The organism is Stenotrophomonas acidaminiphila, assembly GCF_001431595.1.
GTDB lineage: Bacteria > Pseudomonadota > Gammaproteobacteria > Xanthomonadales > Xanthomonadaceae > Stenotrophomonas > Stenotrophomonas acidaminiphila.
The window spans coordinates 300,334-324,893 of the sequence record NZ_LDJO01000026.1 but is presented as its reverse complement, the minus strand read 5'-3'; the positions used below and the strand labels follow the sequence as shown (position 1 = coordinate 324,893).

Below are 24,560 nucleotides of genomic sequence, written 5' to 3'. Positions count from 1 at the left end.
CGCAACGCGGGCGTCGTCGCCCGCCCTGCGCGTCACCGCGCCAGCCACCACGCCACCGCCAGCCCGGCCAGCAGCCACAGGATCTCGGCGGTGCCGTTGGCCAGCCCGATCAGGGTCCAGGCCAGGTGCGGGCCCAGGCGCAGCGCCGATTCCCACGGCGCCAGGCCCATCGGGCCGCCGATGTAGGCCGCGGCGATGCCCCAGTTGGCGGCCAGCGCGATCAGCAGCGTGGCCAGCATCGCCACGGCGATCCGGGTCCTGCCACCGGCCAGCGTGCCCAGGCGCAGCATCCATGCCGCCTCCGCCGCCGCGGCGATCGCCATCCACCCGGCCTGCGAGCCGGTGGCCAGCGCGACCATCAGCCAGGCGATGGCCAGGGTGATGCTTCCCAGCAGCAACAGCAGGGGCCAGAGCCAATGCTGGGGGCGGCTGGCCGGGGGTGGGGCAGGTGGCATGGGCATTCCCGAAAAGGTCAAGCAGCATAGCCTTTCAGCGGCCGGCGCGCCCAGTCGGCTAAAATGGCCTTCTTGCGGGTAGCGTCCGCGTCCCCATATCGATCCACATGTACTCCCGCAGCAGCGAACCCGTCCATTTCGAACGCGATTGCCCGGCCGTCATGGTGCCCCAGGGCGACAGCGTGACCCTGCCTGCCGGCAGCTACGGCTATATCACCCAGGCACTGGGTGGCAGCTATACCGTGTTCGTCGAAGGCAACCTGTTCCGCATCGCCGGCAAGGACGGCGACGCCATCGGCAAGGAGCCGCCGCCCGGGCTGGAGCTGCCCGAGGGCGCCGGCGACGAGGACGTGGAAAAACTGGTCTGGGAGCAGCTGCGTACCTGCTTCGACCCGGAAATCCCGTTCAACATCGTCGATCTCGGACTCATCTATGAGGTCGACATCAAGCACCTGGACGATGGCCGGCGCGAAGTGGACGTGCGCATGACCCTGACCGCGCCCGGCTGCGGCATGGGCGAGATCCTGGTCGACGACGTGCGCAGCAAGCTGGAAATGATCCCGACCGTGGCCGCCGCCGACGTCGAGCTGGTGTTCGACCCGCCGTGGGGCAAGCACATGATGTCCGAGGCGGCACGGCTCGAAACGGGCATGCTGTAAGGTGTGCAACGCGCTGGCCCGGGTGCGGGCCGGCTTCAAAACCCGCAATCTGGAAGGAAACATCCGGTGTCCCAGTCTCTGAGCTTCCACGTCACCCGTTCGGACCACCCGCGCAGCGCCGCCGAGCGCGCCAAGATCCTGGAGAAGCCGGGTTTCGGCCTGCACTTCACCGACCACATGGTGGCCGTGCGCTGGGACAAGGACACCGGCTGGCATGACGCGGCGGTGATGCCGTATGGCCCGATCGCGCTGGACCCGGCCGCCGCCGTGCTGCACTACGGCCAGGAGATCTTCGAGGGCATCAAGGCCTACCGCCACGCCGACGGCTCGGTGTGGACCTTCCGCCCGGAGGCCAATGGCCGCCGCCTGCAGCGTTCGGCCGCGCGCCTGGCGCTGCCCGAGCTGCCGGTGGAGATCTTCGTCGAATCGCTGAAGCAGATGATCGCGGTGGACAAGGACTGGGTGTCCGACGCCGACGAGGCCAGCCTGTACTTCCGTCCGTTCATGATCGGCGACGAGGCGTTCCTCGGCGTGCGCGGCGCGCACAAGGCCAGCTACTACGTGATCGCCAGCCCGGCCGGCCCGTACTTCGCCAAGGGCGTGGCGCCGGTCGCGATCTGGCTGTCCACCGACTACGCGCGTGCGGCCAAGGGCGGCACCGGCGCGGCCAAGTGCGGCGGCAACTATGCCGCGTCGCTGCTGCCGCAGCAGCAGGCGCAGGCGCAGGGCTGCTCGCAGGTGCTGTTCCTCGATCCGGTCGAGGGCAAGTACCTGGAGGAACTGGGCGGCATGAACGTGTTCCTGGTCTACGGCAAGCGCAACACCCTGGTCACCCCGGCGCTGTCGGGCTCGATCCTGGAAGGCATCACCCGCGAATCGATCCTGCAGCTGGCGCGCGACCGTGGCATGACCGTGGAGGAGCGCAAGGTGTCCATCGACGAGTGGAAGCAGGGCGTGGCGTCGGGCGATATCACCGAGGTGTTCGCCTGCGGTACCGCCGCGGTCATCACCCCGATCGGCCAGCTCAAGGGCGAAGGCTTCACGGTCGGCAACCTGGACGCGCCGGCCGGCGAGGTCACCATGTCGCTGCGCAAGGAGCTGACCGACATCCAGTACGGTCGCCTGCCGGACCGCCACGGCTGGCTGGTGCGGCTGGACGCCTGACCCCTGGCCTGTGGGTCGCAACGAAGCCCCGCTCCGGCGGGGCTTCTGCGTTTGCGGGGCACCATGGGCGCGCGCGATGCGGCACCCGTGACGCGGCGGTCGGCGCCGTGGGTGCGCGCGCGCGGCGCAGGGTTACTCGCACAGGTCGGCGCAGCGCGCCTGCAGGAATCCCAGCGCGTCGGCCGGGGCGATGTCCAGCAGCAGGCCGCGCTGGCCGGCGTTGATCCAGATGCGTGCGTGCTGCCGCGCCGCGTTGGCGAACAGCACGCTGGCCGGGCGCTGCTGCGCGAACGGGCTGATGCCCCCGACCCTGTAGCCGCTGCGGCGCTCGGCCTCTGCGATTTCCATCATCTGCGCATGCTTGCCGTCGCAGGCGGCGGCAAGCTTCTTCAGCGACAGCCGCTGGTCGCACGGGATCACCGCGACCACCGGCTGCTTGTCCACCCATGCCATCAGCGTCTTGAACACCCGCGCCGGGTCGATGCCCAGCGCCTGCGCGGCGGCCATGCCCTTGCTGTCCACCTCGGCGGCGTAGTCGTAGGCATGCAGCCCGTGGCCGACCCCGGCCTTGTCCAGCGCGGCGGTGGCGCGGGTGCCGCGGGCCACCTCAGAGCGACTCGAAGCGGTTGGCCTCGACGTTCTTGCGCACCTTGTCCGGATTCCACACGCGGCCGTTCATGGCGATGTAGACGCCCTCGGGCAGCGACTGCACCGCGCCGATCGCACAGCCGATGTTGAACTCGGCGTCCGAGCCGCGGAAGCGTGCCGGGCTGAGCGCGCCGGTCATCACGATGGTCTTGCCGGGGATGGTCTTGAGCACCTTGCCGGTGGCCACCATGGAATCGGTGCCGTGGGTGACCAGCACGTGGCGGGTGGGCTGCGCGGCGATCGTGGCGCGGATCAGTTCGCGGTCCTCATCGGTGATGTGCAGCGAATCCTTGCGCAGGATCGGGATCACGTTGAAGCGGAAGGTCACGCCCAGTTCGCGCAGGATCATGCCGATCTGCGGGTCGCCGATCTGGTAGTCGGACTTGTCGTCGAAATAGATCTTGTCGATCGTGCCACCGGTGGTGACGATCAGGAGCTCTTCCATCATGGCGCTGGGTCCAAACGGTGATGGTGCAATGATAAACGGCGGTGCGCGGCGGCGCAGGCGCGGGCGGTGCCGCGCATGCGCCGGGCAGCGCCAGCGGTTACGTGGACTTCCTGCCGAAGCGCGCGCGCAGGCCCGGCAGGCTCGCCAGGGCGATCACCAGCAGCGACAGCGCGATCTCCACCCAGGCCAGCAGCGCGGTTTCCGGGTGGCTCCAGGCGCTCATCACGCCATGGCTGAACCAGCCCAGCGCGCATACGCCCGACCAGAACGGCGCCAGCCGCCAGCCCAGGCGCAGGGCGATGGCCAGCAGCAGCGGCGGCCCGGTGAACACCAGCTGCGTCGCCAGCCAGTGCTTGTCGTGCAGGAACCACCAGGTGTAGAGCGCGGCCAGCGCGATCAGCGCCAGCAGCAGGGTCGGGTGCCGTCGCGTCGCCGTGCTCATCGCGCCAGCCTCCGCGCGATGTCGGCCACGCGCCGGCCCAGCACGCGCGCCAGGTGCGCTTCGTCGTCGCTGGGCTGGGGGTCGTCCTGGGCGCCGGCCACGTGGCTGGCGCCATAGGGCGTGCCGCCGCCGGTGGTGTGGCTCAGCGCCGGTTCGGTGAACGGGATGCCGACGATCAGGCAACCGTGGTGCAGCAGCGGCAACTGCATCGACAGCAGGGTCGATTCCTGCCCGCCATGCATCGACGCGGTGGAGGTGAACACCGCCGCCGGCTTGCCGGACAGGGTGCCGTTGACCCACTGCGCGCCGAGCCCGTCGAGGAAATGCTTGACCGGGGCGGCCATGTTGCCGAAGCGGGTCGGGCTGCCGAGCACGATGCCGTCGCACTGCTCCAGGTCGGCGACCTCGACATAGGGCGCGCCATCCTCGGGCACCGGCGGGGCGCTGGTCTGGGTGACCGCGGCGACCGGTGGCACCGTGCGCAGGCGCGCGCTCATGCCCGGCACCTCGCCGATGCCGCGGGCGATCTGCCGCGCCAACCGCGCCACCGAGCCGCCGCGGCTGTAGTACAGCACCAGGATTTCCGCCATCGCACCATCCACTCATCACACGGGAGGCGGCAGTATCGGCGATGCGGGCCGCGCTTTGCATCGGGTACCCTTGCCGGATGGAACCCTTGGATTCGCTCAATCTATGGATGGAACGGGTCCGTGATAGCGGGCGCCGGGCCAGTTTCGCCCGTTTCCTGTGGCACCGTTTCCTCGACGACCGCTTGTTCGAGGCGGCGGGCGCGCTGGCCTACACCACCGTGTTCGCGCTGGTGCCGCTGGCGATCGTGGTGTTCGGGGTGCTGTCGGCGTTCCCGATGTTCGACCGCTGGAGCGAGGCGCTCAGCGACTACGTGTTCTCCAACTTCGTGCCCTCGGCCGCGCGCGCGGCGGAAGGCTACCTGCGGCAGTTCTCGGCCAGCGTCGGCCAGCTCACCGCGGCCGGCTTCATCGCGCTGGTGGCGTCGCTGCTGATCACCCTCAACAGCATCGAACAGATCTTCAACCGCATCTGGCGGGTGGCCTCGGCGCGGCCGCGGCTGACCCGTTTCCTGGTGTACTGGACCGTGCTGACCCTGGGCGCGATGCTGGCCGCCGCTTCGCTGGCGGTGTCGGCCAAGGTGTTCGCGCTGCCCCTGTTCGGTACCGTCGAGGGCCGCTGGCTGGCCGACCTGGCGCTGCGCCTGGCGCCGGTGCTGATCGAATTCGCCTGCGTGATGCTGGTCTACCGGGTGGTGCCGCACCACGTCGTGAAGTGGCGCCACGCCATTCCAGGCGCCCTGCTGGCGGTGGTGATGCTGGAGCTGGTCAAGTGGGGCATGGGCCTGTACCTGGGCAGCTTCCAGTCCTACCAGAAGCTGTACGGCACGGTGGCCTTCGTGCCGATCCTGCTGCTGTGGATCTACCTGGGATGGGTGTCGGTGCTGCTCGGCGCCTCGCTGGCGTCGTCGATCGCCGCGTTCCGCTACCAGCCGGTCGCGCTGCGCCTGCCGCAGGGCTGCGAGCTGTATGGCCTGCTGCGCCTGCTCGGGCGCTTCCGCGAGGCGCGCGAACAGGGGCGCGGGCTGGACGAAGAACAACTGCTGGCGCTGGAGCCGATGCTCACCGATTCGCTGCTGCAGGAACTGCTGTGCCAGATGGAGGCGATCAACCTGCTGCGGCGCGATGAACGCGGGCAGTGGCTGCTGGCGCGCGACCTGGACAGCATCACCCTGCGCGAGCTGTACGAGAGCTCGCAGCTGCGCATTCCGATCGCCGAGGAATACCTGCCGTTCCGCGAGGACGCGCTGGGCCAGGCGGCCTGCCGCGCGCTGGACGAACTGCGCGTGCCGCTGCGCGAGCTGCTCAAGCGCCGCGTAGGCGACATCTATGCCATTACCGGAGACGAACGATGACCCCCCGATTGCTGCCCTTCGCGCTGCTGGTGCTGGCACTGGCCGGCTGCAGCGCGCCCGACGCCGACGCGCCCGCCACCGTCGCCGGGACCCCGCCCCCGCCCGCGGCCGTGCCTGCGTCGAATCCGGCCGAGGCGCCTGCCGCCGGCGCCAACCCGGGCGTGGTGGCGGAGACCGCGGCCATGCCGCAGCTGCAGGCCAGGACCGTGGCCGGGGAGGACTACGACCTGGCCGGCCATCGCGGGAAATGGGTGGTGGTCAATTTCTGGGCGACCTGGTGCGGGCCATGCCTGCAGGAAATGCCGGAACTGTCGGCACTGCACGCCATGCGCGACAACGTCGAGGTGGTCGGCCTGGCCTACGAGGACATCGAGCCGGACGACATGCGTGCCTTCCTGGAAAAGCATCCCGTGGCCTATCCGATCGTCATCCTCGACCCGTACGACCCGCCGAAGGACTTCGCCACCCCGCGCGGCCTGCCGATGACCTACCTGATCGGGCCCGATGGCAAGGTCGCCCACCAGTTCCTCGGCCCGGTCGATGCCGGCAAGATCGAGCAGGCGATCGTCGCGGCCGGCGGCAAGGTGGGCTGATCGCGGCGGCGCCCGCCCCGGTCCATTGGCGAGGGGCCATCGGCAAGGGCGCCGCTCCGCGCGGGGGGCGCTCAGTCGGGTGCGAACGGCGGCACTGGCTTCACCATGCCGTACTTTTCCTTCTTCGGCGCGTCCGGCAAGGGCGGCAGGTCGATCAGCGCCTCGTCCAGGCGAGTTTCCGGCAGGCGGTCGAGCAGGTCGCGGATCAGGGTCAGGCGGCCGCGCTTCTGGTCGTTGAAATCCACCAGCGTCCACGGTGCATGGTGGCTGTGGGTCGCCTCCAGCATGGCCTCGCGCGCATGGGTGTAAGCGGCGTATTCCACGCGTGACCTGAGGTCGACCGGCGACAGCTTCCAGCCCTTGAGCGGATTCTGGCGGCGCTCGGCGAAGCGCTTTTCCTGCTGCTCCTGGTCCACGCACAGCCAGTACTTGAACAGCAGGATGCCGTCATCCACCAGCAGCCGCTCGAACACCGGCGCCTGGGCCAGGAACGCGTGGTACTGGGCGTCGGTGCAGAACCCCATCACCTTTTCCACGCCGGCGCGGTTGTACCAGCTGCGGTCCATCAGCACGATCTCGCCGGCTGCCGGCAGGTGTGCGACATGGCGCTGGAAGTACCACTGCGTGCACTCGCGGTCGGTCGGCTTGGGCAGGGCGACGACGCGGCACTGGCGGGGATTCAGGTGGCGGGCGATGTCCTGGATGGCGCCGCCCTTGCCGGCCGTATCGCGGCCCTCGAACAGCACCAGCAGGCGCTGGCCCGAGTGCTGGACCCAGCGCGCCATCGCGGTCAGTTCCAGTTGCATGGGCTCCAGCAACTGCTCGTACTGTTTGCGCTTGAGCTTGTCCATGGCGGTTTCCCTGTCCGGAAGCACGAGCCTAGCGCAGCCGGGGAGCCGGGAACCAGCCACGCGCGGCGCCGTCGCCGCAGCGGCGGGTTGCCGGACCGCCGGCGCAGTGCCCGGCGCCTTCCCGGCCGCAGCCTGGCTTTTACCCGGGCTGCGGTTTTCATGTAGTTTTGCCTGAGCGTCGGGCGCGGTGCCCGGCAATGGATCAGGAGCGGTGCGATGGGGCTTGTCCAGGCAGCAAAGGGTGCGATCGGCGGCGTGCTCGCCGACCAGTGGAAGGACTTCTTCACGGTGCCGGACGGCCTGCCGGCCACGGCGGCGCTGTTCGCCGCGGTACCGCGCGGGACCAACGCCGGCCGCGGGTCCAACACCAGCGCCTCGTCCAACATCATCAGCAACGGCTCGAAGATCGTCGTGCCCGAGGGCTACGGCCTGCTGTTGTTCCAGGACGGCGCCATCACCGGTTTCGTCGCCGAGCCGGGTGGCTACGAGTGGCGTTCGGACGATCCGAACTCGCAGTCGATCTTCGCCGGCGACGGCCTGGTCAGCACCTTCATCCGGCAGAGCTGGGAGCGCTTCAAGTTCGGCGGCCAGCCGGGCGCGCAGCAGGCGGCGTTCTTCGTCTCGCTCAAGGAGCTGCCGGACAACCGCTTCGGCACCCAGTCCGAGATCTACTGGGACGACGGTTTCCTCAACACCCAGGTCGGCGCGGTCACGCGCGGCACGTACACGCTGAAGATCGTCGACCCGATCCTGTTCGTGAAGAACTTCGTGCCGGCCAGCTACCTGCGCCCCGGCCAGGTGTTCGATTTCACCGACCTGGACAACGCCGCCGCCAGCCAGCTGTTCAACGAAGTGGTCGGCTCGCTCGCCCCGGCGTTCAGCCTGTACACGAACGACCCGGCCAAGGGCAACCGCATCACCAGGATCCAGCAGGACTCGGTCGGCTTCGCCAGGAGCCTGTCCGATGCGGTCGAGCAGGCCTACCAGTGGAAGTCCGATCGCGGCCTGGCCATCGTCAAGACCGCCATCGTCTCGATCGAGTACGACGCCAACACCCGCGAACTGCTCAAGACCGTGCAGCGCGCCGACGCGCTGTCCGGCGCGCGCGGCAATTCCAACCTGCAGGCCAGTGTCGCCCAGGGCATCCAGTCCGCCGGCGAGAACGGCGGTGCGGCCGGCCTGGTCGGCGTGGGCATGGCCTCGGGCATGTTCGGCGTCGGCGGCATGCAGCAGCCGGTGGCGGCGGCCGCGGACGACCCGGTGGCCAAGCTGAAGAAGGCCAAGGAAATGCTGGACCTGGGGCTGATCACCCAGGCCGACTACGACGCGCTGAAAGCCAAGGCGCTGGGCCTGTAACCAGCGGGACGCACGACCTCCATGTCCGATCCCCGAAACGGCCCGCCGCCACTGCCCGGATCCGCCCCACCTCCGCCGCCCGTGCCCGCGGCGGTGCTGGACGGGCCGGGTTCGCCGCGCGATGTCCCGCCTCCGCCCGGCAGTTTCCCGCTGGAGACCGCCGATCTGCCCGAGGCCATCCGCGACGAGATCCAGGCGCCCGACCCGGTCGCCCTCGACACCTCGGCCACCGAGCTGAAGGACGGCCTCAACCGCTGCCCGAAATGCGGTGCCACCGACATCCGCCCGCGGGCCGGCAGCGACGTGCTGGTGTGCCTGTACTGCCGCCACGAATGGCATGGCGCGCGGGTGGAAGAGGCGTTCGGGCTGGGCGAGGCCATCGACCAGCTGCGCGGCACGGTCATCGCCTCCGGCGCGCGCGACATCGATGCCGATACCTCCAGCCTGATGAGCTTCAAGTGCAGCGGCTGCGGCGCCGAGGTCACGGTCAACACCGAAAGCACCATGACCGCGCGCTGCCACTGGTGCCGGCATGTGTTCGGGGTCAACGAGCAGGTCGCCAACGGCGCGGTGCCCGACGCGGTGCTGCCGTTCCACATAAGGAAGGACGACGCGGTCGCGCGCATCCGCCAGTTCGTGGACAAGCGCCGCCTGTTCGCGCTCAAGGCGTTCAAGGAGCAGTTCACCCCGGAGAACGTGGTCGGCGTCTACCTGCCGTACATGATCGTCGACGGCAATGCCAGCGCGGCGGTGGCCGGCAGGGGCGAGATCAAGACCCGCGAATACACCCGCGGCAACGAAAAGAACCGGCAGACCTACTACGACGCCGACGTGTACCAGGTGGAGCGGCAGGTGGAGTTCACCGTCGACGACCTGCCGCTGGAGTCGTCGGCCGGGCGCGGCAACCTCGATACCCGCGCCAACACCAACAACATCATCAACGCCATCCTGCCGTTCGACACCAAGAACGCGCTGAAGTGGAATGCCTCCTACCTGGCCGGCTACACCTCGGAAAAGCGCGATCTCGACGTCGAGAAGCTGCGCCCGCGGCTGGAGGACCAGCTGCTGTCGATCGCCCGCTCGCAGGTGCATCGCTCGGTATCGCGCTACGACCGCGGCGTGCGCTGGGAGCAGGAGCAGCTGGAAGTCCACGGCACCCGCTGGGTGTCGATGTACCTGCCGGTGTGGCTGTACTCCTACCACCAGCCCGGCAGCAACGGCGGCATGCTGCACTACATCGCGGTCAACGGCCGCACCGGCGAGACCATGGGCAGCGTGCCGGTGCAACAGTGGAAACTGCTGCTGGCCGCGCTCACCGCCGGCACGGTCATCGAAGCCCTCGCAATCGCATTCCTGGTGGCTGCCTCATGAGCGAAGACAGTGGACTCTGGTTGCTGGCCGCGGGCCCGGCCGGCGCGGCAGCGCTGTACTGGGCGCTGTACCGGTACTACCGCAATACCGACAAGTCGCATGGCTTCGAGCACGAGACCGAGATCGTGGCCAAGCCGGTGACCGGCTCGGACCGCAAGGTCGGCGAGGTGAAGGGCACCCAGCAGCGCCGCATCGACGGCGACAACGTGGGCGACTACCGGCGACGGGTCACGCGCCTGCGCTAGTGCTGGCCGGCGTGCGCCTGGCGGCCCGCCAGGTCCTGCACCAGGGCGGCGAAGTCCCGGGCGAAGCCGGCCATGTCGAACACGCCCGCCGTGTCGCGGGCGCTGGCCAGCCGCGCCCGCAGCGCGGCCCGTGCGGCCGGGTCGTTGCCGAGCCGGACCGCTGTGGCGATGAAGGCCGCATCGTCGGCGACGTTCATCTCGTCCAGCCCGAGGTGGTGGTTGAGGCTGCCGGCCACGCGCGCGGCGAAGCTGCGGCCGGGCGTGGTCAGCACCGGGCAACCGGCCCACAGCGCATCCGAGGCGGTGGTGTGGGCGTTGTAGGGATGGGTGTCGAGGAACAGGTCGGCATGCCGGTAGCGCGCCAGGTACTGCGGGTGCGGCAGCTTGGGCATGAACACCAGGCGCGACGGATCGATGCCCTGCGAACGCGCGACCTCGCGCAGGCGCTCGTCGGCCAGGCCCGGCCCGGACAGCAGCCACAGCACGCTGCCGGGCACGCCACGCAGCACCTCGAGCATGCGCGCGACGCTGCGCGGGTTGAGCTTGTAGCTGTTGTTGAAGCAGCAGAACACCACGCCGCCGCCGTTTCCGTCGCACCCGGGCAGGCCGCATTCGCCGCGCGCCGGTGGCGCCTCGACCACGCGGGTGTTGTCCGAGGGCTGGAACGCGCGTGGCAGCCGCAGCACGGTCTCGCTGAATGCCGGTTCCAGCGCCGGCGGCAACACGAATGCATCGGCCAGCACGTAGTCGATCCATGGCGCGCCCGACGTGCCGGGGTAGGCCAGCCAGTTGACCTGCAGTGGTGCCGGCCGCATCGCCAGCACCTCGGGGGTGCCGCCACCGCCCCAGCCGCGCAGGTCGAACAGGATGTCGATGCCGGTTTCGCGGATGCGCCGGGCGATGGCCGCGTGCGGCATTCCCGCCACCGCGTGCAGCGCATGCGCCGCGGCCTGCAGACGCTGGCGGATGCGGCTGCCGTCGTCGCCGTTGAGTGCGAACAGATGCACCTGCAGCCCGGCGTTGGCGCGCAGCTGCTCGAACAGCGCCACCGTCAGCAGCCCGGTGGGATGGGCGCCGAACCCGTTGGACAGGAAGCCGACCCGCAGCGGCCCTTGTCGACGCGGCCCCGGCGGCGGCAGCCGCGGGGTCGAGGCGGCGATCACCTGCGCGCGCTGGCGGGCGCAGGCCAGTTGCTCGGCGGCGCTGGCGTCCTCGCTGAGGAAGGCGAACGGCTCCACCGCCGGGTTGCCCTGCGCCACCGCGCCGCGGACCTGCTGCGACAACGCCTCCAGCCCGCGCCAGTCGCACAGCCGCCGTTGCCAGTTCAGGCGCTGCGCGGCCACATAGGCTTCGTCCGGAAGCAGCGCATGGGCACGGCGATAGGCATCGGCGGCGGCCTCGGGCTGGCCGGCATCCTCCAGCGCATGGCCCAGCCACAGCGCGATGCCGGGGTGCTGGGGGACCTGTCGCGAGGCGTGGCGCAGCAGGTTGGCGGCCTCCTCGTGGCGGCCCTGCATCCAGCGCGCACGTCCCAGCCGCGCCAGTGCTTCAGGGTGGTCGCGGCGCAGTTGCAGCGCCCGCTGCGCGGCCCGTTCGCCGGCATCCAGGTCGCCTGCGCCCAGCTCGGCGTCGGCCAGCATCACCCAGGCGATGAAGTCGGCGGGCTGGCGCTGCACCGCGGTGCGCAGGTGCTGGCGTTCGTCGTACGGGACATTCATGCGCTGGCTGGACCCTCTTGCGATGTGCCGATTGTGCGGGCGTTGCCGTGCATTTGCCGCGGTGCCGGGCCCGCGGCGACGACGCGCGCGGCTCAGGTGCCTTCGGACAGGCGCGCCAGTTCATCCACCTGGTGCTCGTGCAGCAGGCGGCCGACCAGTGCGTCCAGGTCGCCTTCGATCACGTTCGGCAGGTCGTACAGGGTCAGGCCCTCGACCCGGTGGTCGGTGATCCGGCCTTGCGGGAAGTTGTAGGTGCGGATGCGCTGGCTGCGGTCGCCGCTGCCGACCTGCAGGCGCCGCGACTCGGCCTGCGCGGCCGCCTGGCGGCTGCGCTCGGCGTCGAGCAGCTGCGCCTTGAGCCGCTTCATCGCCTTGTCGCGGTTGGCGTGCTGGCTGCGCTCGGTCTGGCACTCGACCACCACCCCGGTGGGCACGTGGGTGATGCGGATGGCCGATTCGGTCTTGTTGACGTGCTGGCCGCCGGCGCCGGAAGAGCGGAACGTGTCCACCTTCAGGTCCGCCGGGTTGATGACGATGTCTTCCACGTCGTCGGCCTCGGGAATGATCGCCACGGTGGCGGCCGAGGTGTGGATGCGGCCCTGCGACTCGGTGGCCGGCACGCGCTGCACGCGATGGGTGCCCGACTCGAATTTCAGCCTGGAATACGCGCCGCGGCCGACCACGCGCGCCACGACTTCCTTGTAGCCGCCATGCTCGCCGGGGTTGTCCGATTCGATCTCGACCTTCCAGCCCTGGCGTTCGGCATAGCGGGCGTACATCCGGAACAGGTCGCCGGCGAAGATCGCCGCCTCGTCGCCGCCGGTGCCGGCGCGCACTTCCAGGAACAGGTTGCCCTCGTCGCGCGGGTCCCTGGGCACCAGCAGCAGCGCCAGTTCCTCGTCCAGCGCCTGCAGGCGCGCCTGCGCCGCGGCGATCTCCTCGTCGGCCAGCTCGCGCAGTTCGGGATCGGCGCGCATCGCCTCGGCCGCGGCGAGATCCTCGCGGGCGCGGGTTTCGGCGGCCAGTGCGCTGGCGACCGGCTCGAGCTGGGCGAACTCGCGGGAAAAATCGCGGAAGCGCGTGTTGTCGGCGACCACGTCCGGGTCGGCAAGCAGGCGTTCCAGTTCTTCGCGGCGCTCGGCCAGGGCCAGCAGCTTACGGCGCAGGGTCGGCGTCATCGGTCCTCGCAACGGGGTGTCGATACCCGGGCGCGGCCGGGAACAGGCGCTGGGCGGCGCGGGTCAGGTCGGCGTCGCCTTCCAGCGCGGCCTGCCGCAGCGCGGCGGTAGGGGGATGCAGCAGGCGGTTGGTCAGGCCGTGGGCGAGCTGCTCGAGCACCTCGTCGGCGGACTTGCCGTGGGCCAGCTGCTGCCGCGCCTTGTCCAGCAGTTCGGCGCGGGTGGCCTCGCCGAACGCGCGCAGCTGCTTGAGCGGCGCCTGCAGGTGGGTGGCGCGCAGGTTCTCCATGTAGCGCGAGACCTGCAGGTCGATGATGGCCTCGGCTTCGGCGGCGGCTTCGCGGCGGCTGCGGCGGTTTTCCTCGACGGCGCGCTCCATGTCGTCCACTGTGTACAGGTAGGCGTCGGCCAGTTCGCCCACGCCGGGCTCGATGTCGCGCGGCACCGCCAGGTCGAACAGCAGCATCGGCTTGTGCCGGCGCACGCGCAGCGCGGCGGCGACCTGCCGCTGCAGGATCACCGGTTCGCGCGCGGCGGTGGCCGAAAACACCACGTCGGCCTCGGCCAGGTGGCGCTCCAGTTCGGTCAGCGGCAGCGCCACGCCACCGTGGCGGCTGGCCAGGTCCTGCGCGTGGGCGAGGGTGCGGTTGGCGATCAGCAGCCGCTTCACCCGGGACTCGCCCAGGTGTTTGGCGGCCAGTTCGATGGTCTCGCCGGCACCGACCAGCAGCACGGCCGAATCTTCCAGCCGCGCGAACGAATCCTGCGCCAGCCGCACCGCGGTCGAGGCCACCGAAATCGGGTTGGCGCCGACGCGGGTATCGGTACGGGCGCGCTTGGCCACCGAGAACGTCTGCTGGAACAGCCGGTCCAGGTGCTGGCCGATGGCGCCGTTGTCGCGCGCCAGCGCCCAGGCGTCCTTGACCTGGCCCAGGATCTGCGGCTCGCCCAGCACCATCGAGTCCAGCCCGGTGGCAACGCGGAACAGGTGGCGCACCGCGGCGTCGTCGCGGTGCTCGTACAGATAGCCCTGCAGGTCGCCGGCGTGGCTTTCCAGCCAGCGCGACAGGTGCTGGCCGTCCTCGGCCACGGCATACAGTTCGGTGCGGTTGCAGGTGGACAGCAGCACGGCTTCGGCCAGCTGCGGCGACTGCCGCAGCGAGTCCATCGCGCGCGACAGCGCATCGCCGCCGAAGGCCGCGCGTTCGCGCAGTTCCACCGGCGCGGTCTGATGGTTCAGTCCGAGCACCCACAGGGTCATTCTGTTCAGTTGCTTGCGATAAGCTGCTGGCTGTTGATGGCCGCCATTTTACGGCCCGATTGCCGCAGATGCCCATTTCCAGACCAACCCGGCTCACCCGTATAGGCAGCGTTGCGCTGCTGCTCCTGTCGTCGGCCCCCCTGCTGGCGGCCCCGCCGCCGGCGGACACCGGTCAGGCCGCGTCGCTGACGCCGGTGCTGGCGGGGGAGTTTTCCCTGCAGGCGGGCAAGCTGGCCGACGCGGCGCGCTGGTACCTGCAGGCCGCGCGTGAAGACGCCGGCGACGTCGGCCTGGCCGAGCGCGCCACCCGCATTGCCATGCTCGCCGACGACGAGGCCCGCGCCGCCGAGGCGCTGGCGCTGTGGGCGCAGCGTGCCCCCGGCTCGCTGGCGGTGCGCGGCACCCGCGCCTCGCTGGCACTGCGCCAGGGGGATGCCCGGCTGGCCCGCAGGGAACTGCTGGCGGTATTGCGCTCGCGCGAGCCGCAGGCCTGGCGCTACGCGGTACTGGCGCTGGCCACCGGCGGCCGCGATCCGGCGGTGCCGGCGAAGGTGCTGGACGAACTGGTCGACGCCAACGCGATCCCCAACGACCTGGAGGCCTGGCAGGAGTTCGGCCGCCTGGCGTTGCGGATGGAGCGCCCTGAGCTGGCGCGGCGCATGGTCGGCGAGGTGGTCAGGCGCTTCCCCGACGAACCGCGGGTGGCCCTGCTGCATGCCTCGCAGCTCAACCAGGCCGGCAGGAAGGACGAGGCGCTGGCCCTGTTGAAGGGCATCGAGCCCAGGGCTGCCGGCGACGAGGAACTGCGCAACGCGCTGGCCTTCGCCTACGACGCGTTCGGTGAGCCCGGCGCGGCCGAGCGCATGCTCGCGGTCGGCACCCAGGACGTGCAGACCTGGGGCATGCGCGCCTCGCTGCTGGCCAAGCAGAAGGACGACGCCGGGCTGCTGGCGCTGTACCAGGACATCTCGGCCCGGGCCGGCAAGCCCGATCCGGACCAGCGCCTGCTGCTGGGCCGGATCGCCGAATACCTCAAGCGCTACCGCGAAGCGGTGGACTGGTACCACGGCGTACCCGGCGGCCCGCAGCGCAGCGAGGCGCGGCTGCGCGCGGTCAACGCGCTGCACGAACTGGGTGAAAAGGCGCAGGCGGCCGAGGAGGTCCATGCGATCCAGGCCGATGCCTCGGTGGACGACGACGTGCGCCGCGATGCCTATCTGCTGGAAGCCGAGCTGCAGCAGCGCGACGCGCGCAACGATGCCGAGGTCGGCATCCTCACCCGCGGCCTGGCGGCCTATCCGGACGACGGCGCACTGTTGTATGCGCGTGCGCTGGCCTGGGAGCGGCGCGACGACATCCCGCGCGCCGAGGCCGACCTGCGCAAGATCCTGGTGGCCGAGCCGGAGAACGTGGCCGCGCTCAATGCGCTGGGCTACACCCTGGCCGACCGTACCACCCGCTACCAGGAGGCGCTGGAGCTGATCGACCGCGCGCGCGTGGCCGAGCCTGACAACGCGGCCATCGTCGACAGTTATGGCTGGGTCCTGTACCGGCTGGGGCGCACCCAGGAGGCGCTGGTGCAACTGCGGCGGGCGTGGAGCCTGAACAAGGACCCGGAGATCGCCGCGCATGTCGGCGAGGTGCTGTGGATGCTCGGCCAGAAGGACGAGGCGCGCCGCTTCTTCGACGAGGCGCGCAAACTGGAACCGGACAACCGCGCGCTGCAGCGTGCGATCGAGGCGCTTGGCGTATGACGGAAATGCTGTGGCGGTGCATGGCGGTGCTGTTGCTGGCCGGTGTGCTGGCGGGGTGCGGATCCCTGGCGACGCGGCAGGCGTCGCCGTCCACGCCGGTGCATTCGACCACCGAGCCGGCCGTCGAAACGGCGCGACTGGCCGTGCTCGATACCGTGCCGGCATGGTCGTTCCAGGGTCGGGTCGCGATCAGCAAGGGGCGCAACGGCGGCAATGGGCGCATCGACTGGCAGCAGCGCGGCGATGCCTACCAGGTCAGCCTGGCCGCGCCGGTGACGCGGCAGAGCTGGCAGTTGAGCGGCGGTGCCGGGCAGGTGGTGCGGCTTGACGGGCTGGAGGGCGGTCCGCGCAGCGGCGCCGATGCCGGGGAGCTGCTGCTGCAGGCCACCGGCTGGGACATTCCGGTGGCGCAGCTGGCCGCCTGGGTGCGCGGCATGCGCGCCGCGGACGCGGTCGCGCCGGCCTACCAGGGCTACGACATCGCCGGGCTGCCGCGGGTCCTGGAGCAGGACGGCTGGCGGATCGATTATCTGGACTGGTACCCGCAGGACGCCCAGCGGCCGGCCCTGCCGCGTCGCATCGAGGCGGTCAACGGCGACGCCAAGGTGCGGCTGATCGTCGATGAATGGAGCATGGGCGGGCAATGAACACCGTCGTGGACGCGGCCGGCTGGTCGTACTGGCCGGCGCCGGCCAAGCTGAACCTGTTCCTGCGGATCACCGGCCGGCGGCCGGATGGCTACCACGAACTGCAGACCGTGTTCCGCCTGCTGGACTGGGGCGATCGCATCGGCCTGCGCCTGCGCGGCGACGGCCAGGTCCGCCGCGAGGGACACTCCGTTCCCGGCGTTGCCGAGGCCGATGATCTGGTGGTGCGTGCTGCAATTTCCCTTAAAAGTGCGACCAATTGCGCGCAAGGTGTGGATATCAGCGTCGAAAAGCGTATCCCGGCCGGTGGCGGCTTCGGCGGTGGCTCGTCCGACGCGGCGACCGTGCTGGTCGCGCTCAACGCGCTGTGGGGCACCGGCCTGGGCGAGGAGGCGATGGCGGCGCTGGGCCTGGGCCTGGGCGCGGACGTGCCGGTGTTCGTGCGTGGGCGCAATGCCTGGGCCGAAGGCGTCGGCGAACTGCTGCAGCCACTGGACCTGCCGCCGGCCTGGTATCTGCTGGTCGATCCGGGCGTGCACGTGCCCACCGCCGACCTGTTCCGTTCACCGGATTTGACGCGGGATGCCGCGCCCGCGAAAATAGCGGACTTCGCTTCCGGGACCGTCCTCGGGAATGCGTTCGAGCCGGTGCTGCGATGCCGGGAACCCGCCGTCGAAGCGGTGTTCCAGGCGCTTTCGCGCGTCGGCCGGGCACGGCTCACGGGGTCGGGAAGCGGTTGTTTCGTCGAATTCGCCACGCGCGCTGCCGCCGAGCACGCCATGGCGGAATTGCCGGGCCAGCTGCGGGCATGGGTGGTTGCGGGCGCAGCGCGCTCGCCATTGCTCGATGCACTAGAAGCAAAGCAGTGAAGGATTGATGCAGGGGCGTCGCCAAGAGGCCCAAGGCACCAGGTTTTGATCCTGGCATTCGTAGGTTCGAATCCTACCGCCCCTGCCACTGCCCGGGTTTTCCCGTGGCAGCCCGCATGTTCCAGTGCGGGAAAGCAAAGCGCTGGCCGCGGATGCCGGACGCTGTCGTCACAGGATGTTTCCCCGCTCCGCTCTTTCGCCGCCGCCCGAGAAAGCCCACATGCAAGACGCCCAGAACCTGCTGGTTTTTTCCGGCAATGCCAACAAACCCCTTGCGCAGAGCATCTGCAAGGAACTGGGCGTGCAGCCGGGCAAGGCCCTGGTCTCCAAGTTCTCCGACGGTGAAGTGCAGGTCGAGATCCAGGAGAACGTGCGCAAGCAGGACGTGTTCGTGGTGCAGCCGACCTGCGCGCCGAGCGCGGAGAACCTGATGGAGCTGCTGGTGATCATCGACGCGCTCAAGCGCGCGAGCGCCGCCTCCGTCACCGCGGTGGTGCCGTACTTCGGCTACGCCCGCCAGGATCGCCGCATGCGCTCCTCGCGCGTGCCGATCACCGCCAAGGTCGCCGCCAAGATGTTCTCGGCCGTGCATACCGACCAGATCCTCACGGTCGACCTGCATGCCGACCAGATCCAGGGCTTCTTCGACATGCCCGTGGACAACGTGTACGCCTCGCCGCTGCTGCTGGCCGACATCTGGCGCGCCTACGGCACCGACAACCTGATCGTGGTCAGCCCGGACGTGGGCGGCGTGGTGCGCGCCCGTGCGGTGGCCAAGCGCCTGGACGACGCCGACCTGGCGATCATCGACAAGCGCCGGCCGCGCGCCAACGTCGCCACGGTGATGAACATCATCGGTGACGTCGAGGGCAAGACCTGCGTGATGGTCGACGACATCGTCGACACCGCCGGCACCCTGTGCGCCGCCGCCGCCGCGCTGAAGGCGCGCGGTGCGGTCAAGGTCGCCGCGTACTGCACCCACGCCGTGCTCTCGGGCCCGGCGGTGGACAACCTGAACAACTCCCAGCTCGACGAGCTGGTGGTGACCGACACCATCCCGTTGTCCGACGTGGCCCGTGTCTGCACCAAGATCCGCCAGATCAGCGTGGCCGAGATGCTGGCCGAGACGATGCGCCGCATCGCCTTCGGCGAATCGGTCAGCTCGATGTACGTGGATTGAAGAATCCCGGTTCCCGGCGCCGTGCCGGGACCGGCAGCGGCATCCCTGGTCGCGGGGATGCCTTCATCACGCACCGCATGCGGTGCAACAACCAAGAGTAGTCAACAATGGCAAAGTCCCACGAAATCAAAGTCGCCCGTCGCGACGTGCAGGGCAAGGGTGCGAGCCGCCGCCTGCGTCACGCCGGCCTGGTGCCGGGCATCGTCTATGGCGGTGACCGCGAGCCGGCGATGGTCGAGTTCAACCACAACGAAATCTGGCTGGCCCAGCAGAACGAGTGGTTCTACTCCTCGATCATCGACCTGAACCTCGATGGCAGCATCTACAAGGTGCTGCTGCGCGACATGCAGCGCCACCCGTACAAGCAGCTGGTCATGCACCTGGATTTCCAGCGCGTGAACGAGAACGAAGTCCTCAACGCCACCGTGCCGCTGCACTTCATCAACGAGGAGACCTCCCCGGCCGGCAAGACCGCCGACGTGCTGGTCACCCACGAACTGAAGGAAGTGCACATCGCCTGCCTGCCGAAGGACCTGCCGCAGTCGATCGAAGTCGACCTGGCCAGCCTGACCGCCGGCGACATCATCTACCTGTCGCAGCTGAAGCTGCCGGCGGGCGTGGAAATCCCGGCGCTGAAGCTGGGCAAGGACCACGACGATGCCGTGGTCATCGCCAAGGCGCCGAGCGCTGCCGAGGAAGCCGCCGAGTAATCGGCCGGTTGCGTCCGCCCGCAACGGGCGGACGCAGCCAACGGTGGACGCATGACTGGCTTGCGCTTGATCGTCGGTCTGGGCAATCCCGGAACCGAACACGCCCGGACCCGGCACAACGCCGGGTTTCATTTCGTTGAGGCCCTGGCCGAACGGGCGGGCGCGCGCTGGGCGCTCGACGCCAAGCTGTTCGGCGAAGTGGCCAGGGTCGACATCGGCGGCCAGCCGGTATGGCTGCTCAAGCCCGCCACCTTCATGAACCTGTCCGGCAAGTCGGTGACCGCCGCGCAGCGGTTCTGGAAAATCGAACCGGAACAGACCCTGCTCGCGCACGACGAGCTGGACCTGCCGCCGGGCACGGCGCGCCTGAAGTTCGATGGCGGCCACGGTGGCCAGAATGGCCTGCGCGACACCATCCGCCTGCTCGGGCATGGCAGGTTCCACCGCCTGCGCATCGGCATCGGCCATCCCGGCCACAAGGACCGCGTGGTGCCGTGGGTGCTGGGTCGTCCGTCCAGGGACGACGACGTACTGATCGCGCGTGCCATCGACGACGCCATCGACGTGCTGCCGCTGGCGGTCGCCGGCGACTTCAACGAGGCCATGAAGCGCCTGCACACCGGCAAGCCGTGATTGCGGCCTGCGCTTTCGCGGACGACGGTGTCCGTGGAGAGCACAGGCCGGAATCCCGAATCCTGGAGTTTGTTGCATGGGTATCAAATGCGGCATCGTCGGCCTGCCCAACGTCGGCAAGTCGACCCTGTTCAATGCGCTGACCAAGGCGGGCATCGCCGCGGCCAATTTCCCGTTCTGCACGATCGAGCCGAACACCGGCATCGTGCCGGTGCCCGATCCGCGGCTCGAGGCGCTGGCGGCCATCGTCAAGCCGGAGCGGGTGATACCGACCACCATGGAGTTCGTGGACATCGCCGGCCTGGTCGCCGGTGCGTCCAAGGGCGAGGGCCTGGGCAACAAGTTCCTGGCGCACATCCGCGAGACCGACGCCATCGCCCATGTCGTGCGCTGCTTCGAGGACGGCAACGTCATCCATGTCGCCAACAAGGTCGACCCGATCGCCGACATCGAAACCATCGATACCGAGCTGGCGCTGGCCGACCTGGAGTCGGTGCTGAAGGCGCTGGATCGCGCCAACCGCGCGGCCAAGGCCAACGACAAGGACGCGCTGGCGCGCAAGCCGGTGCTCGAGAAGCTCGCCGCGGTGCTCGACCAGGGCCGCTCGGCGCGCTCGGCCGGGCTCGATGCGGAAGAGAAGGCGCTGGTCCGCGACATGTTCCTGATCACGCTCAAGCCGCTGATGTACATCGCCAACGTCGCCGAGGACGGGTTCGAGAACAACCCGCACCTGGATGCGGTGCGTGCCCGCGCCGAGGCCGAAGGTGCCGAGGTGGTCCCGGTGTGCGCGGCGATCGAGGAAGAGCTGGCGCAGCTGGATGATGCCGACCGCGACGAGTTCCTCAAGGACCTGGGGCTGGAAGAACCCGGCCTGAACCGGGTCATCCGCGCCGGCTACCGGCTGTTGGGCCTGCAGACCTATTTCACCGCGGGCGTGAAGGAAGTCCGCGCCTGGCAGCTGCGCGCCGGTTCCACCGCGCCGCAGGCCGCGGGCGTGATCCATACCGATTTCGAGCGCGGCTTCATCCGTGCCGAGACCATCGGCTACGACGACTTCATCAACCTCAAGGGCGAGCAGGGCGCCAAGGAAGCCGGCCGGCTGCGCCTGGAAGGCAAGGACTACATCGTCAAGGAAGGCGACGTCCTGCACTTCCGCTTCAACGTCTGATCCGCGGCGCATCGCCCGGAGCACGAAGGCCCCGCAATGCGGGGCCTTCGCATATGCGGCCCGCGACGGGTGTTGCCACGGCGCCTGCCGCCCTGGACAAAAATACGCCAGAGTGCGCGCCGCCCCTGCAGCGCCGCCGCGCGCCGGGGTTTTCCACAGGCTTTTCCCTGCCTTCTGCACATGCGCTGTGGAGAACCCGGCAGTGCCCGCGCGGCATCGACGGAGCCGGTTGTCCCGGCGCAGAAAACGACAAGGCCCGCGATGCGGGCCTTGTCGTTGTTGCGTGGAAGGAGGCGTATTACAGCGGCTTGCCGCCCAGCTTCCAGGTGACCTGCACGAAGTAGCTGCGTCCCATGCTGTCGAACCAGGCGGTGTCGTAGTACGGGTAGTTGGCCCAGGTCGGGTCCTTCGGCGGCATCTTGTCGAACAGGTTGTTGACCGACAGCGACACCCGCAGATGGTCGCTGATGTCGTAGCGCGCACCGGCGTTGAAGCGCCAGGTGGCCTGGGTCCAGGCGTCGTCGTCGTAGTTCGGAACGCGGCCGAGATAGTTGCCGAACAGGCTGGCGCCCCACGCCCCCTTGTCCCAGTTCACGCCCACGTTCGCCTTGGCCCGCGGCAGCGCGGGGCTGAAGGTCTTGTAGTGCAGCATGTCCTCGGACGCGTCGCCCGGGTAGCGCTGGAAGGTGTGGTCCTTAACCCAGGTGTAGTTGCCGTTGACGCGGAAATCGCCGGCCCGGGTCTGCAGCCTGTAGCTGGCGGCGACGTCGATGCCGGAGGTTTCCTCCTTGGCGATGTTGATCGGCGCGAAGCGCACGCTGCTGATGTCGCCATCGGCATCGCGGATCACGCGGGCAAGCGCGTCCTGGCAGGTCGGCGAGTTGACGTCCACGGCCACGCCGGTGTCGGTCTTGCCGAGGCGGCAGTTGGCTTCGGTGATGCGCAGGCGCTCGCGGTCCTGCACCTGGACCTGGTTCATGACCTTGATCTGGTAGTAGTCCACCGCCAGGTCGAGGCCGTCCAGCGGCGACCAGACCAAGCCGGCCGAGAACGACTTGCTGGTTTCCACGCCCAGCTCGATGTTGCCCTTGTAGACGTCGAAGGTGCTCACGTCCCAGCTGCCGTCGTCGTAGCAGTCACCGTCGCTGAAGCCCGGCTCCTCGCTGCGGCACTGGTAGTAGTCGGTGGCGTAGCGGGTGCGGTAGTAGTCGTCGCCGGCGAACAGGTAGTGCATGTCCGGCGCGCGGAAGCCGGTGCCATAGGAGCTGCGCACCAGCAGGGTGTCGAGCGGGCGCCATTCCAGGCCCGCACTGTAGGTGAACTTGCCCGGGTGCTTGCCGCCGTAGCTGTAGCGGTCGTAGCGGCCGGCCAGGCTGGCCTGCAGCGTGGACAGCACCGGGATGCGCAGTTCGCCCGCGGCGCTCCAGTGGTTGCGGCTGCCGCTGCCGTCGCCGTAGCGCGGACCGGTGTAGGCGTCCTCGGTCAGGGCCAGCGGATCGGGGTTGATGCGGTAGGACTGGCGGCCGTACTCGATCGCACCGGCAAAGCCAACGTCGCCGGCCGGCAGCGAGAACAGCGCGGTGTTGTCGGTGGTGAAGCTGACGTTGTCGTTCTTGGCCACCGGGCGGAACGTGGACATGGCCGCGATGGAGGCGAACTCGGCCGGCGTCAGCGGGGTGAACAGGCGCGTCGGATCCGGGTTGTAGATCGCGTAGCCGCTGTCGGTGTAGCCCAGCCGCTCGCCCAGGAAGAAGCGGTTGGCGGCGTCGGCGTTGATCCGCGGCATCTCCACGTCGGCCTTGTACTGCGAGTGGTTCCAGGCCGCTTCCCAGTTCCACGCGTCGGCGAAGATGCCCTTGAGGCCGGTGGTCACCGCCAGCGTCTTCTGGGTGGTGGTGTTCATGCGGTTGCGCAGCCCGCCGATCTCTTCCGGCGAGAACTGCCGCGACCAGATCTCGCGGCTGTCGGTGGCGGCGTTGTAGAACACCTTGTTGCGGTAGTTGTTGGTCGACGCCGGGTCGTGGAACTCCCAGCCCATGACGTCGCTGACGACGTCGTTGCCGTTGCTGCCGGTCAGCAGGCGCACCGTCTGGTGGCCCATCTGCATGTCGGCGAACCAGGACAGTTCGTCGTTGAAGCGGTATTCGAACGAGCCGTAGGCGTTGATGCCCTTGCGCTCGTTCTGGATGGTGCGGTACGCGATGGCGCGCTCACTGCCGCAGTAGGGCTCGCCGAAGCGGTCCTCGGCCAGGTGGGTGGTGCCGTCGTTCAGGCCCGAAAGCGCCTTGCAGCCATCGGCGGGCGCGATGTTGACGTCGTCTTCCCAGTTGGTGATCTGGGCGATCAGGCGCGGCAGGCGGCGGCGTTCGGTCGGGGCGTCGAGGGTGGAATCCTGCACGTTGCGCTGGGTGCCCCACAGCGGGCGCTTGTTGAGCAGCTCCATGCCGACGATGCCGCTGAAGTTGCCCTGCTCGAAGCCGGTCGTCAGGGTCAGGTCGTGCGATTCGCCACCGCCGCGGCTGGTGTCGCCGTAGCGGTAGTCGATGGTGGTGCCGTCGGTGGACTTCTTGAGGATGAAGTTGATCACGCCGGCCATCGCGTCCGAGCCGTAGACCGCCGATGCGCTGCCGGTCAGGACTTCGATGCGGTCGATCATGCCCAGCGGGATGTTGCCGACGTCGGTGAAGTTGCTCCTGCCGTTGAGCGGCAGCGGGAAATCGGCGATGCGGCGGCCGTTGATCAGCACCAGGGTGTGGTTGGGCCCCAGGCCGCGCAGGTCGACCGCCTGTGCGCCGGGAGTCGACTGCGCGCCGGTGGTGTTCTGCTGGCCCTGCACGGTGCCGCTGTTCTGGCTGAGCGAGCGCAGGACGTCGGGGACCGAGGTGAAACCGGCCGATTGGATCTGCTCGGCGGTCACCACGGTGACCGGCGCGGGGCCTTCCACCTGCGCGCGCGGGATGCGCGAACCGGTGACCTGCACGGTATCCAGTTGCTTGGTTTGATCGTTGTCGGTGCTCTGGGCCAAGGCCGTTGCGGAGGCGGCCATGCCAAGCAGGGCCAACTGGATCGAACACACCATTGCGTGTTTGCGCATGAATCAGGTCTCTGCTGAAAGTGTTCCGGAAAGTGTCTGGCCGGCCCGCGCAAGCGCCGGGAGCCCCGGGCAAACGTGAATGGGGCGTGATCATCTAACACCTTTTTTACACGCTTGACCACTGCCGGAAAGTCTGGCATTACGCTATGGAAGCGATTACATGATGTCCTGGAG

Annotated in this window: 24 protein-coding genes and 1 tRNA gene; 15 read left to right on the top strand and 10 right to left on the bottom strand. The window is 69.3% G+C overall.

The genetic code is table 11. From position 1 onward, the window contains the following. Positions 1-32: 32 nt before the first annotated feature. Complete coding sequence (locus ABB33_RS09855; RefSeq protein WP_056931968.1) at positions 33-455, bottom strand: hypothetical protein; 423 nt, start codon at positions 453-455, stop codon at positions 33-35. A gap of 107 nt (positions 456-562) precedes the next feature. Between ABB33_RS09855 and sufT the strand changes: the two genes are divergently transcribed. Together sufT and ABB33_RS09845 are read left to right on the top strand one after the other, a co-directional pair. Beyond that, on the top strand, positions 563-1,114 hold the full coding sequence (gene sufT, locus ABB33_RS09850; RefSeq protein WP_056931967.1) for a putative Fe-S cluster assembly protein SufT: 552 nt from the start codon (positions 563-565) through the stop codon (positions 1,112-1,114). 66 nt (positions 1,115-1,180) lie between these two features. Further along, positions 1,181-2,278, top strand: a complete 1,098-nt coding sequence (locus ABB33_RS09845) for a branched-chain amino acid aminotransferase (protein ID WP_054663213.1) — start codon at positions 1,181-1,183, stop codon at positions 2,276-2,278. A 132-nt stretch (positions 2,279-2,410) separates the two neighbouring features. Here the strand turns inward: ABB33_RS09845 and ybaK are convergent, their stop codons facing one another. The 4 genes from ybaK to wrbA form a co-directional block, all read right to left on the bottom strand. Beyond that, entirely contained in the window at positions 2,411-2,884 is a 474-nt protein-coding gene (gene ybaK, locus ABB33_RS09840) for a Cys-tRNA(Pro) deacylase (RefSeq protein ID WP_056931966.1), read from the bottom strand. Position 2,885: 1 nt separating this feature from the next. Then, complete coding sequence (locus tag ABB33_RS09835) at positions 2,886-3,371, bottom strand: asparaginase domain-containing protein (protein WP_054668594.1); 486 nt, start codon at positions 3,369-3,371, stop codon at positions 2,886-2,888. A 100-nt stretch (positions 3,372-3,471) separates the two neighbouring features. Beyond that, on the bottom strand, positions 3,472-3,816 hold the full coding sequence (locus tag ABB33_RS09830; protein ID WP_056931965.1) for a DUF2069 domain-containing protein: 345 nt from the start codon (positions 3,814-3,816) through the stop codon (positions 3,472-3,474). Next, on the bottom strand, positions 3,813-4,406 hold the full coding sequence (gene wrbA, locus ABB33_RS09825) for an NAD(P)H:quinone oxidoreductase (RefSeq protein WP_054663217.1): 594 nt from the start codon (positions 4,404-4,406) through the stop codon (positions 3,813-3,815). The genes ABB33_RS09830 and wrbA overlap by 4 nt, the downstream gene beginning before the upstream one ends. A 77-nt stretch (positions 4,407-4,483) precedes the next feature. Here wrbA and ABB33_RS09820 point away from each other — a divergent pair, with 77 nt between their 5' ends. Then, on the top strand, positions 4,484-5,758 hold the full coding sequence (locus tag ABB33_RS09820) for a YihY family inner membrane protein (protein ID WP_056931964.1): 1,275 nt from the start codon (positions 4,484-4,486) through the stop codon (positions 5,756-5,758). After that, entirely contained in the window at positions 5,755-6,351 is a 597-nt protein-coding gene (locus ABB33_RS09815; RefSeq protein ID WP_056931963.1) for a TlpA family protein disulfide reductase, read from the top strand. The genes ABB33_RS09820 and ABB33_RS09815 overlap by 4 nt, the downstream gene beginning before the upstream one ends. Before the next feature lie 71 nt (positions 6,352-6,422). Here ABB33_RS09815 and ppk2 read toward each other — a convergent pair whose 3' ends face one another. Continuing rightward, on the bottom strand, positions 6,423-7,202 hold the full coding sequence (gene ppk2, locus ABB33_RS09810; protein WP_056931962.1) for a polyphosphate kinase 2: 780 nt from the start codon (positions 7,200-7,202) through the stop codon (positions 6,423-6,425). A gap of 216 nt (positions 7,203-7,418) precedes the next feature. Between ppk2 and ABB33_RS09805 the strand changes: the two genes are divergently transcribed. From ABB33_RS09805 to ABB33_RS09795, 3 genes are read left to right on the top strand one after another with little or no spacing between them, the layout of a single operon-like run. Continuing rightward, entirely contained in the window at positions 7,419-8,558 is a 1,140-nt protein-coding gene (locus ABB33_RS09805) for an SPFH domain-containing protein (protein ID WP_056931961.1), read from the top strand. A gap of 21 nt (positions 8,559-8,579) precedes the next feature. Then, positions 8,580-9,929 (top strand): hypothetical protein, encoded by a 1,350-nt coding sequence (locus ABB33_RS09800; RefSeq protein ID WP_056931960.1) that lies wholly within the window; start codon positions 8,580-8,582, stop codon positions 9,927-9,929. Continuing rightward, a complete protein-coding gene (locus ABB33_RS09795; protein ID WP_054663234.1) occupies positions 9,926-10,174 on the top strand; it encodes a hypothetical protein in 249 nt (82 codons plus the stop codon). Before ABB33_RS09800 ends, ABB33_RS09795 begins: the two co-directional genes overlap by 4 nt. Here the strand turns inward: ABB33_RS09795 and ABB33_RS09790 are convergent. From ABB33_RS09790 to hemA, 3 genes are all read right to left on the bottom strand, one after another. Continuing rightward, positions 10,171-11,892: an O-linked N-acetylglucosamine transferase, SPINDLY family protein gene (locus tag ABB33_RS09790; RefSeq protein WP_056931959.1), complete on the bottom strand. Its 1,722-nt coding sequence runs from the start codon at positions 11,890-11,892 to the stop codon at positions 10,171-10,173. The genes ABB33_RS09795 and ABB33_RS09790 overlap by 4 nt on opposite strands. 92 nt (positions 11,893-11,984) lie before the next feature. Further along, entirely contained in the window at positions 11,985-13,070 is a 1,086-nt protein-coding gene (gene prfA, locus ABB33_RS09785) for a peptide chain release factor 1 (protein ID WP_056931958.1), read from the bottom strand. Beyond that, the gene (hemA, locus tag ABB33_RS09780) at positions 13,048-14,331 is read right to left on the bottom strand and encodes a glutamyl-tRNA reductase (RefSeq protein ID WP_056931957.1); all 1,284 of its coding nucleotides are present in this window, start codon (positions 14,329-14,331) and stop codon (positions 13,048-13,050) included. The genes prfA and hemA overlap by 23 nt, the downstream gene beginning before the upstream one ends. 68 nt (positions 14,332-14,399) lie before the next feature. On the opposite strand from hemA, the gene ABB33_RS09775 reads away from it, so the two are divergent. The 8 genes from ABB33_RS09775 to ychF all read left to right on the top strand — a co-directional run bounded on the left by ABB33_RS09775 (position 14,400) and on the right by ychF (position 21,292). Next, positions 14,400-16,085: a tetratricopeptide repeat protein gene (locus ABB33_RS09775; RefSeq protein ID WP_054663246.1), complete on the top strand. Its 1,686-nt coding sequence runs from the start codon at positions 14,400-14,402 to the stop codon at positions 16,083-16,085. Beyond that, on the top strand, positions 16,082-16,732 hold the full coding sequence (gene lolB / locus ABB33_RS09770) for a lipoprotein insertase outer membrane protein LolB (RefSeq protein ID WP_056931956.1): 651 nt from the start codon (positions 16,082-16,084) through the stop codon (positions 16,730-16,732). Before ABB33_RS09775 ends, lolB begins: the two co-directional genes overlap by 4 nt. Then, positions 16,729-17,601 carry a 4-(cytidine 5'-diphospho)-2-C-methyl-D-erythritol kinase gene (gene ispE, locus ABB33_RS09765; protein ID WP_056931955.1) on the top strand — a complete coding sequence of 291 codons (873 nt, stop codon included), beginning with the start codon at positions 16,729-16,731 and terminating at the stop codon, positions 17,599-17,601. Before lolB ends, ispE begins: the two co-directional genes overlap by 4 nt. Positions 17,602-17,612: 11 nt before the next feature. Beyond that, positions 17,613-17,689, top strand: a tRNA-Gln gene (locus tag ABB33_RS09760). A gap of 132 nt (positions 17,690-17,821) precedes the next feature. Next, positions 17,822-18,781, top strand: coding sequence for a ribose-phosphate diphosphokinase (locus tag ABB33_RS09755; protein ID WP_056931954.1), 960 nt, complete (start codon positions 17,822-17,824; stop codon positions 18,779-18,781). Between the two features lie 107 nt (positions 18,782-18,888). Continuing rightward, positions 18,889-19,491, top strand: coding sequence for a 50S ribosomal protein L25/general stress protein Ctc (locus ABB33_RS09750; RefSeq protein WP_054663257.1), 603 nt, complete (start codon positions 18,889-18,891; stop codon positions 19,489-19,491). Positions 19,492-19,542: 51 nt separating this feature from the next. After that, entirely contained in the window at positions 19,543-20,124 is a 582-nt protein-coding gene (gene pth, locus ABB33_RS09745; RefSeq protein WP_054663259.1) for an aminoacyl-tRNA hydrolase, read from the top strand. Between the two features lie 76 nt (positions 20,125-20,200). Further along, positions 20,201-21,292 (top strand): redox-regulated ATPase YchF, encoded by a 1,092-nt coding sequence (gene ychF, locus ABB33_RS09740; protein ID WP_056931953.1) that lies wholly within the window; start codon positions 20,201-20,203, stop codon positions 21,290-21,292. A 298-nt stretch (positions 21,293-21,590) separates the two neighbouring features. On the opposite strand, the gene ABB33_RS09735 is transcribed toward ychF, so the two are convergent. Then, a complete protein-coding gene (locus ABB33_RS09735; protein ID WP_056931952.1) occupies positions 21,591-24,386 on the bottom strand; it encodes a TonB-dependent receptor in 2,796 nt (931 codons plus the stop codon). Between the last annotated feature and the right edge of the window lie 174 nt (positions 24,387-24,560).

What these genes read in the sequence shown, in the direction of transcription:
- ABB33_RS09855 (WP_056931968.1), bottom strand. Translation starts at nt 455, where the DNA reads ATGCCACCTGCCCCACCCCCGGCCAGCCGCCCCCAGCATTGGCTCTGG.
- ABB33_RS09830 (WP_056931965.1), bottom strand. Translation starts at nt 3,816, where the DNA reads ATGAGCACGGCGACGCGACGGCACCCGACCCTGCTGCTGGCGCTGATC.
- hemA (WP_056931957.1), bottom strand. Translation starts at nt 14,331, where the DNA reads ATGACCCTGTGGGTGCTCGGACTGAACCATCAGACCGCGCCGGTGGAA.
- ABB33_RS09755 (WP_056931954.1), top strand. Translation starts at nt 17,822, where the DNA reads ATGCAAGACGCCCAGAACCTGCTGGTTTTTTCCGGCAATGCCAACAAA.
- ABB33_RS09800 (WP_056931960.1), top strand. Translation starts at nt 8,580, where the DNA reads ATGTCCGATCCCCGAAACGGCCCGCCGCCACTGCCCGGATCCGCCCCA.
- ABB33_RS09750 (WP_054663257.1), top strand. Translation starts at nt 18,889, where the DNA reads ATGGCAAAGTCCCACGAAATCAAAGTCGCCCGTCGCGACGTGCAGGGC.
- ppk2 (WP_056931962.1), bottom strand. Translation starts at nt 7,202, where the DNA reads ATGGACAAGCTCAAGCGCAAACAGTACGAGCAGTTGCTGGAGCCCATG.
- prfA (WP_056931958.1), bottom strand. Translation starts at nt 13,070, where the DNA reads ATGACGCCGACCCTGCGCCGTAAGCTGCTGGCCCTGGCCGAGCGCCGC.
- ABB33_RS09775 (WP_054663246.1), top strand. Translation starts at nt 14,400, where the DNA reads ATGCCCATTTCCAGACCAACCCGGCTCACCCGTATAGGCAGCGTTGCG.
- ABB33_RS09795 (WP_054663234.1), top strand. Translation starts at nt 9,926, where the DNA reads ATGAGCGAAGACAGTGGACTCTGGTTGCTGGCCGCGGGCCCGGCCGGC.
- ispE (WP_056931955.1), top strand. Translation starts at nt 16,729, where the DNA reads ATGAACACCGTCGTGGACGCGGCCGGCTGGTCGTACTGGCCGGCGCCG.
- pth (WP_054663259.1), top strand. Translation starts at nt 19,543, where the DNA reads ATGACTGGCTTGCGCTTGATCGTCGGTCTGGGCAATCCCGGAACCGAA.
- ABB33_RS09805 (WP_056931961.1), top strand. Translation starts at nt 7,419, where the DNA reads ATGGGGCTTGTCCAGGCAGCAAAGGGTGCGATCGGCGGCGTGCTCGCC.
- lolB (WP_056931956.1), top strand. Translation starts at nt 16,082, where the DNA reads ATGACGGAAATGCTGTGGCGGTGCATGGCGGTGCTGTTGCTGGCCGGT.
- ABB33_RS09820 (WP_056931964.1), top strand. Translation starts at nt 4,484, where the DNA reads ATGGAACCCTTGGATTCGCTCAATCTATGGATGGAACGGGTCCGTGAT.
- ychF (WP_056931953.1), top strand. Translation starts at nt 20,201, where the DNA reads ATGGGTATCAAATGCGGCATCGTCGGCCTGCCCAACGTCGGCAAGTCG.
- ABB33_RS09815 (WP_056931963.1), top strand. Translation starts at nt 5,755, where the DNA reads ATGACCCCCCGATTGCTGCCCTTCGCGCTGCTGGTGCTGGCACTGGCC.
- wrbA (WP_054663217.1), bottom strand. Translation starts at nt 4,406, where the DNA reads ATGGCGGAAATCCTGGTGCTGTACTACAGCCGCGGCGGCTCGGTGGCG.
- ABB33_RS09735 (WP_056931952.1), bottom strand. Translation starts at nt 24,386, where the DNA reads ATGCGCAAACACGCAATGGTGTGTTCGATCCAGTTGGCCCTGCTTGGC.
- ABB33_RS09835 (WP_054668594.1), bottom strand. Translation starts at nt 3,371, where the DNA reads ATGGAAGAGCTCCTGATCGTCACCACCGGTGGCACGATCGACAAGATC.
- sufT (WP_056931967.1), top strand. Translation starts at nt 563, where the DNA reads ATGTACTCCCGCAGCAGCGAACCCGTCCATTTCGAACGCGATTGCCCG.
- ABB33_RS09790 (WP_056931959.1), bottom strand. Translation starts at nt 11,892, where the DNA reads ATGAATGTCCCGTACGACGAACGCCAGCACCTGCGCACCGCGGTGCAG.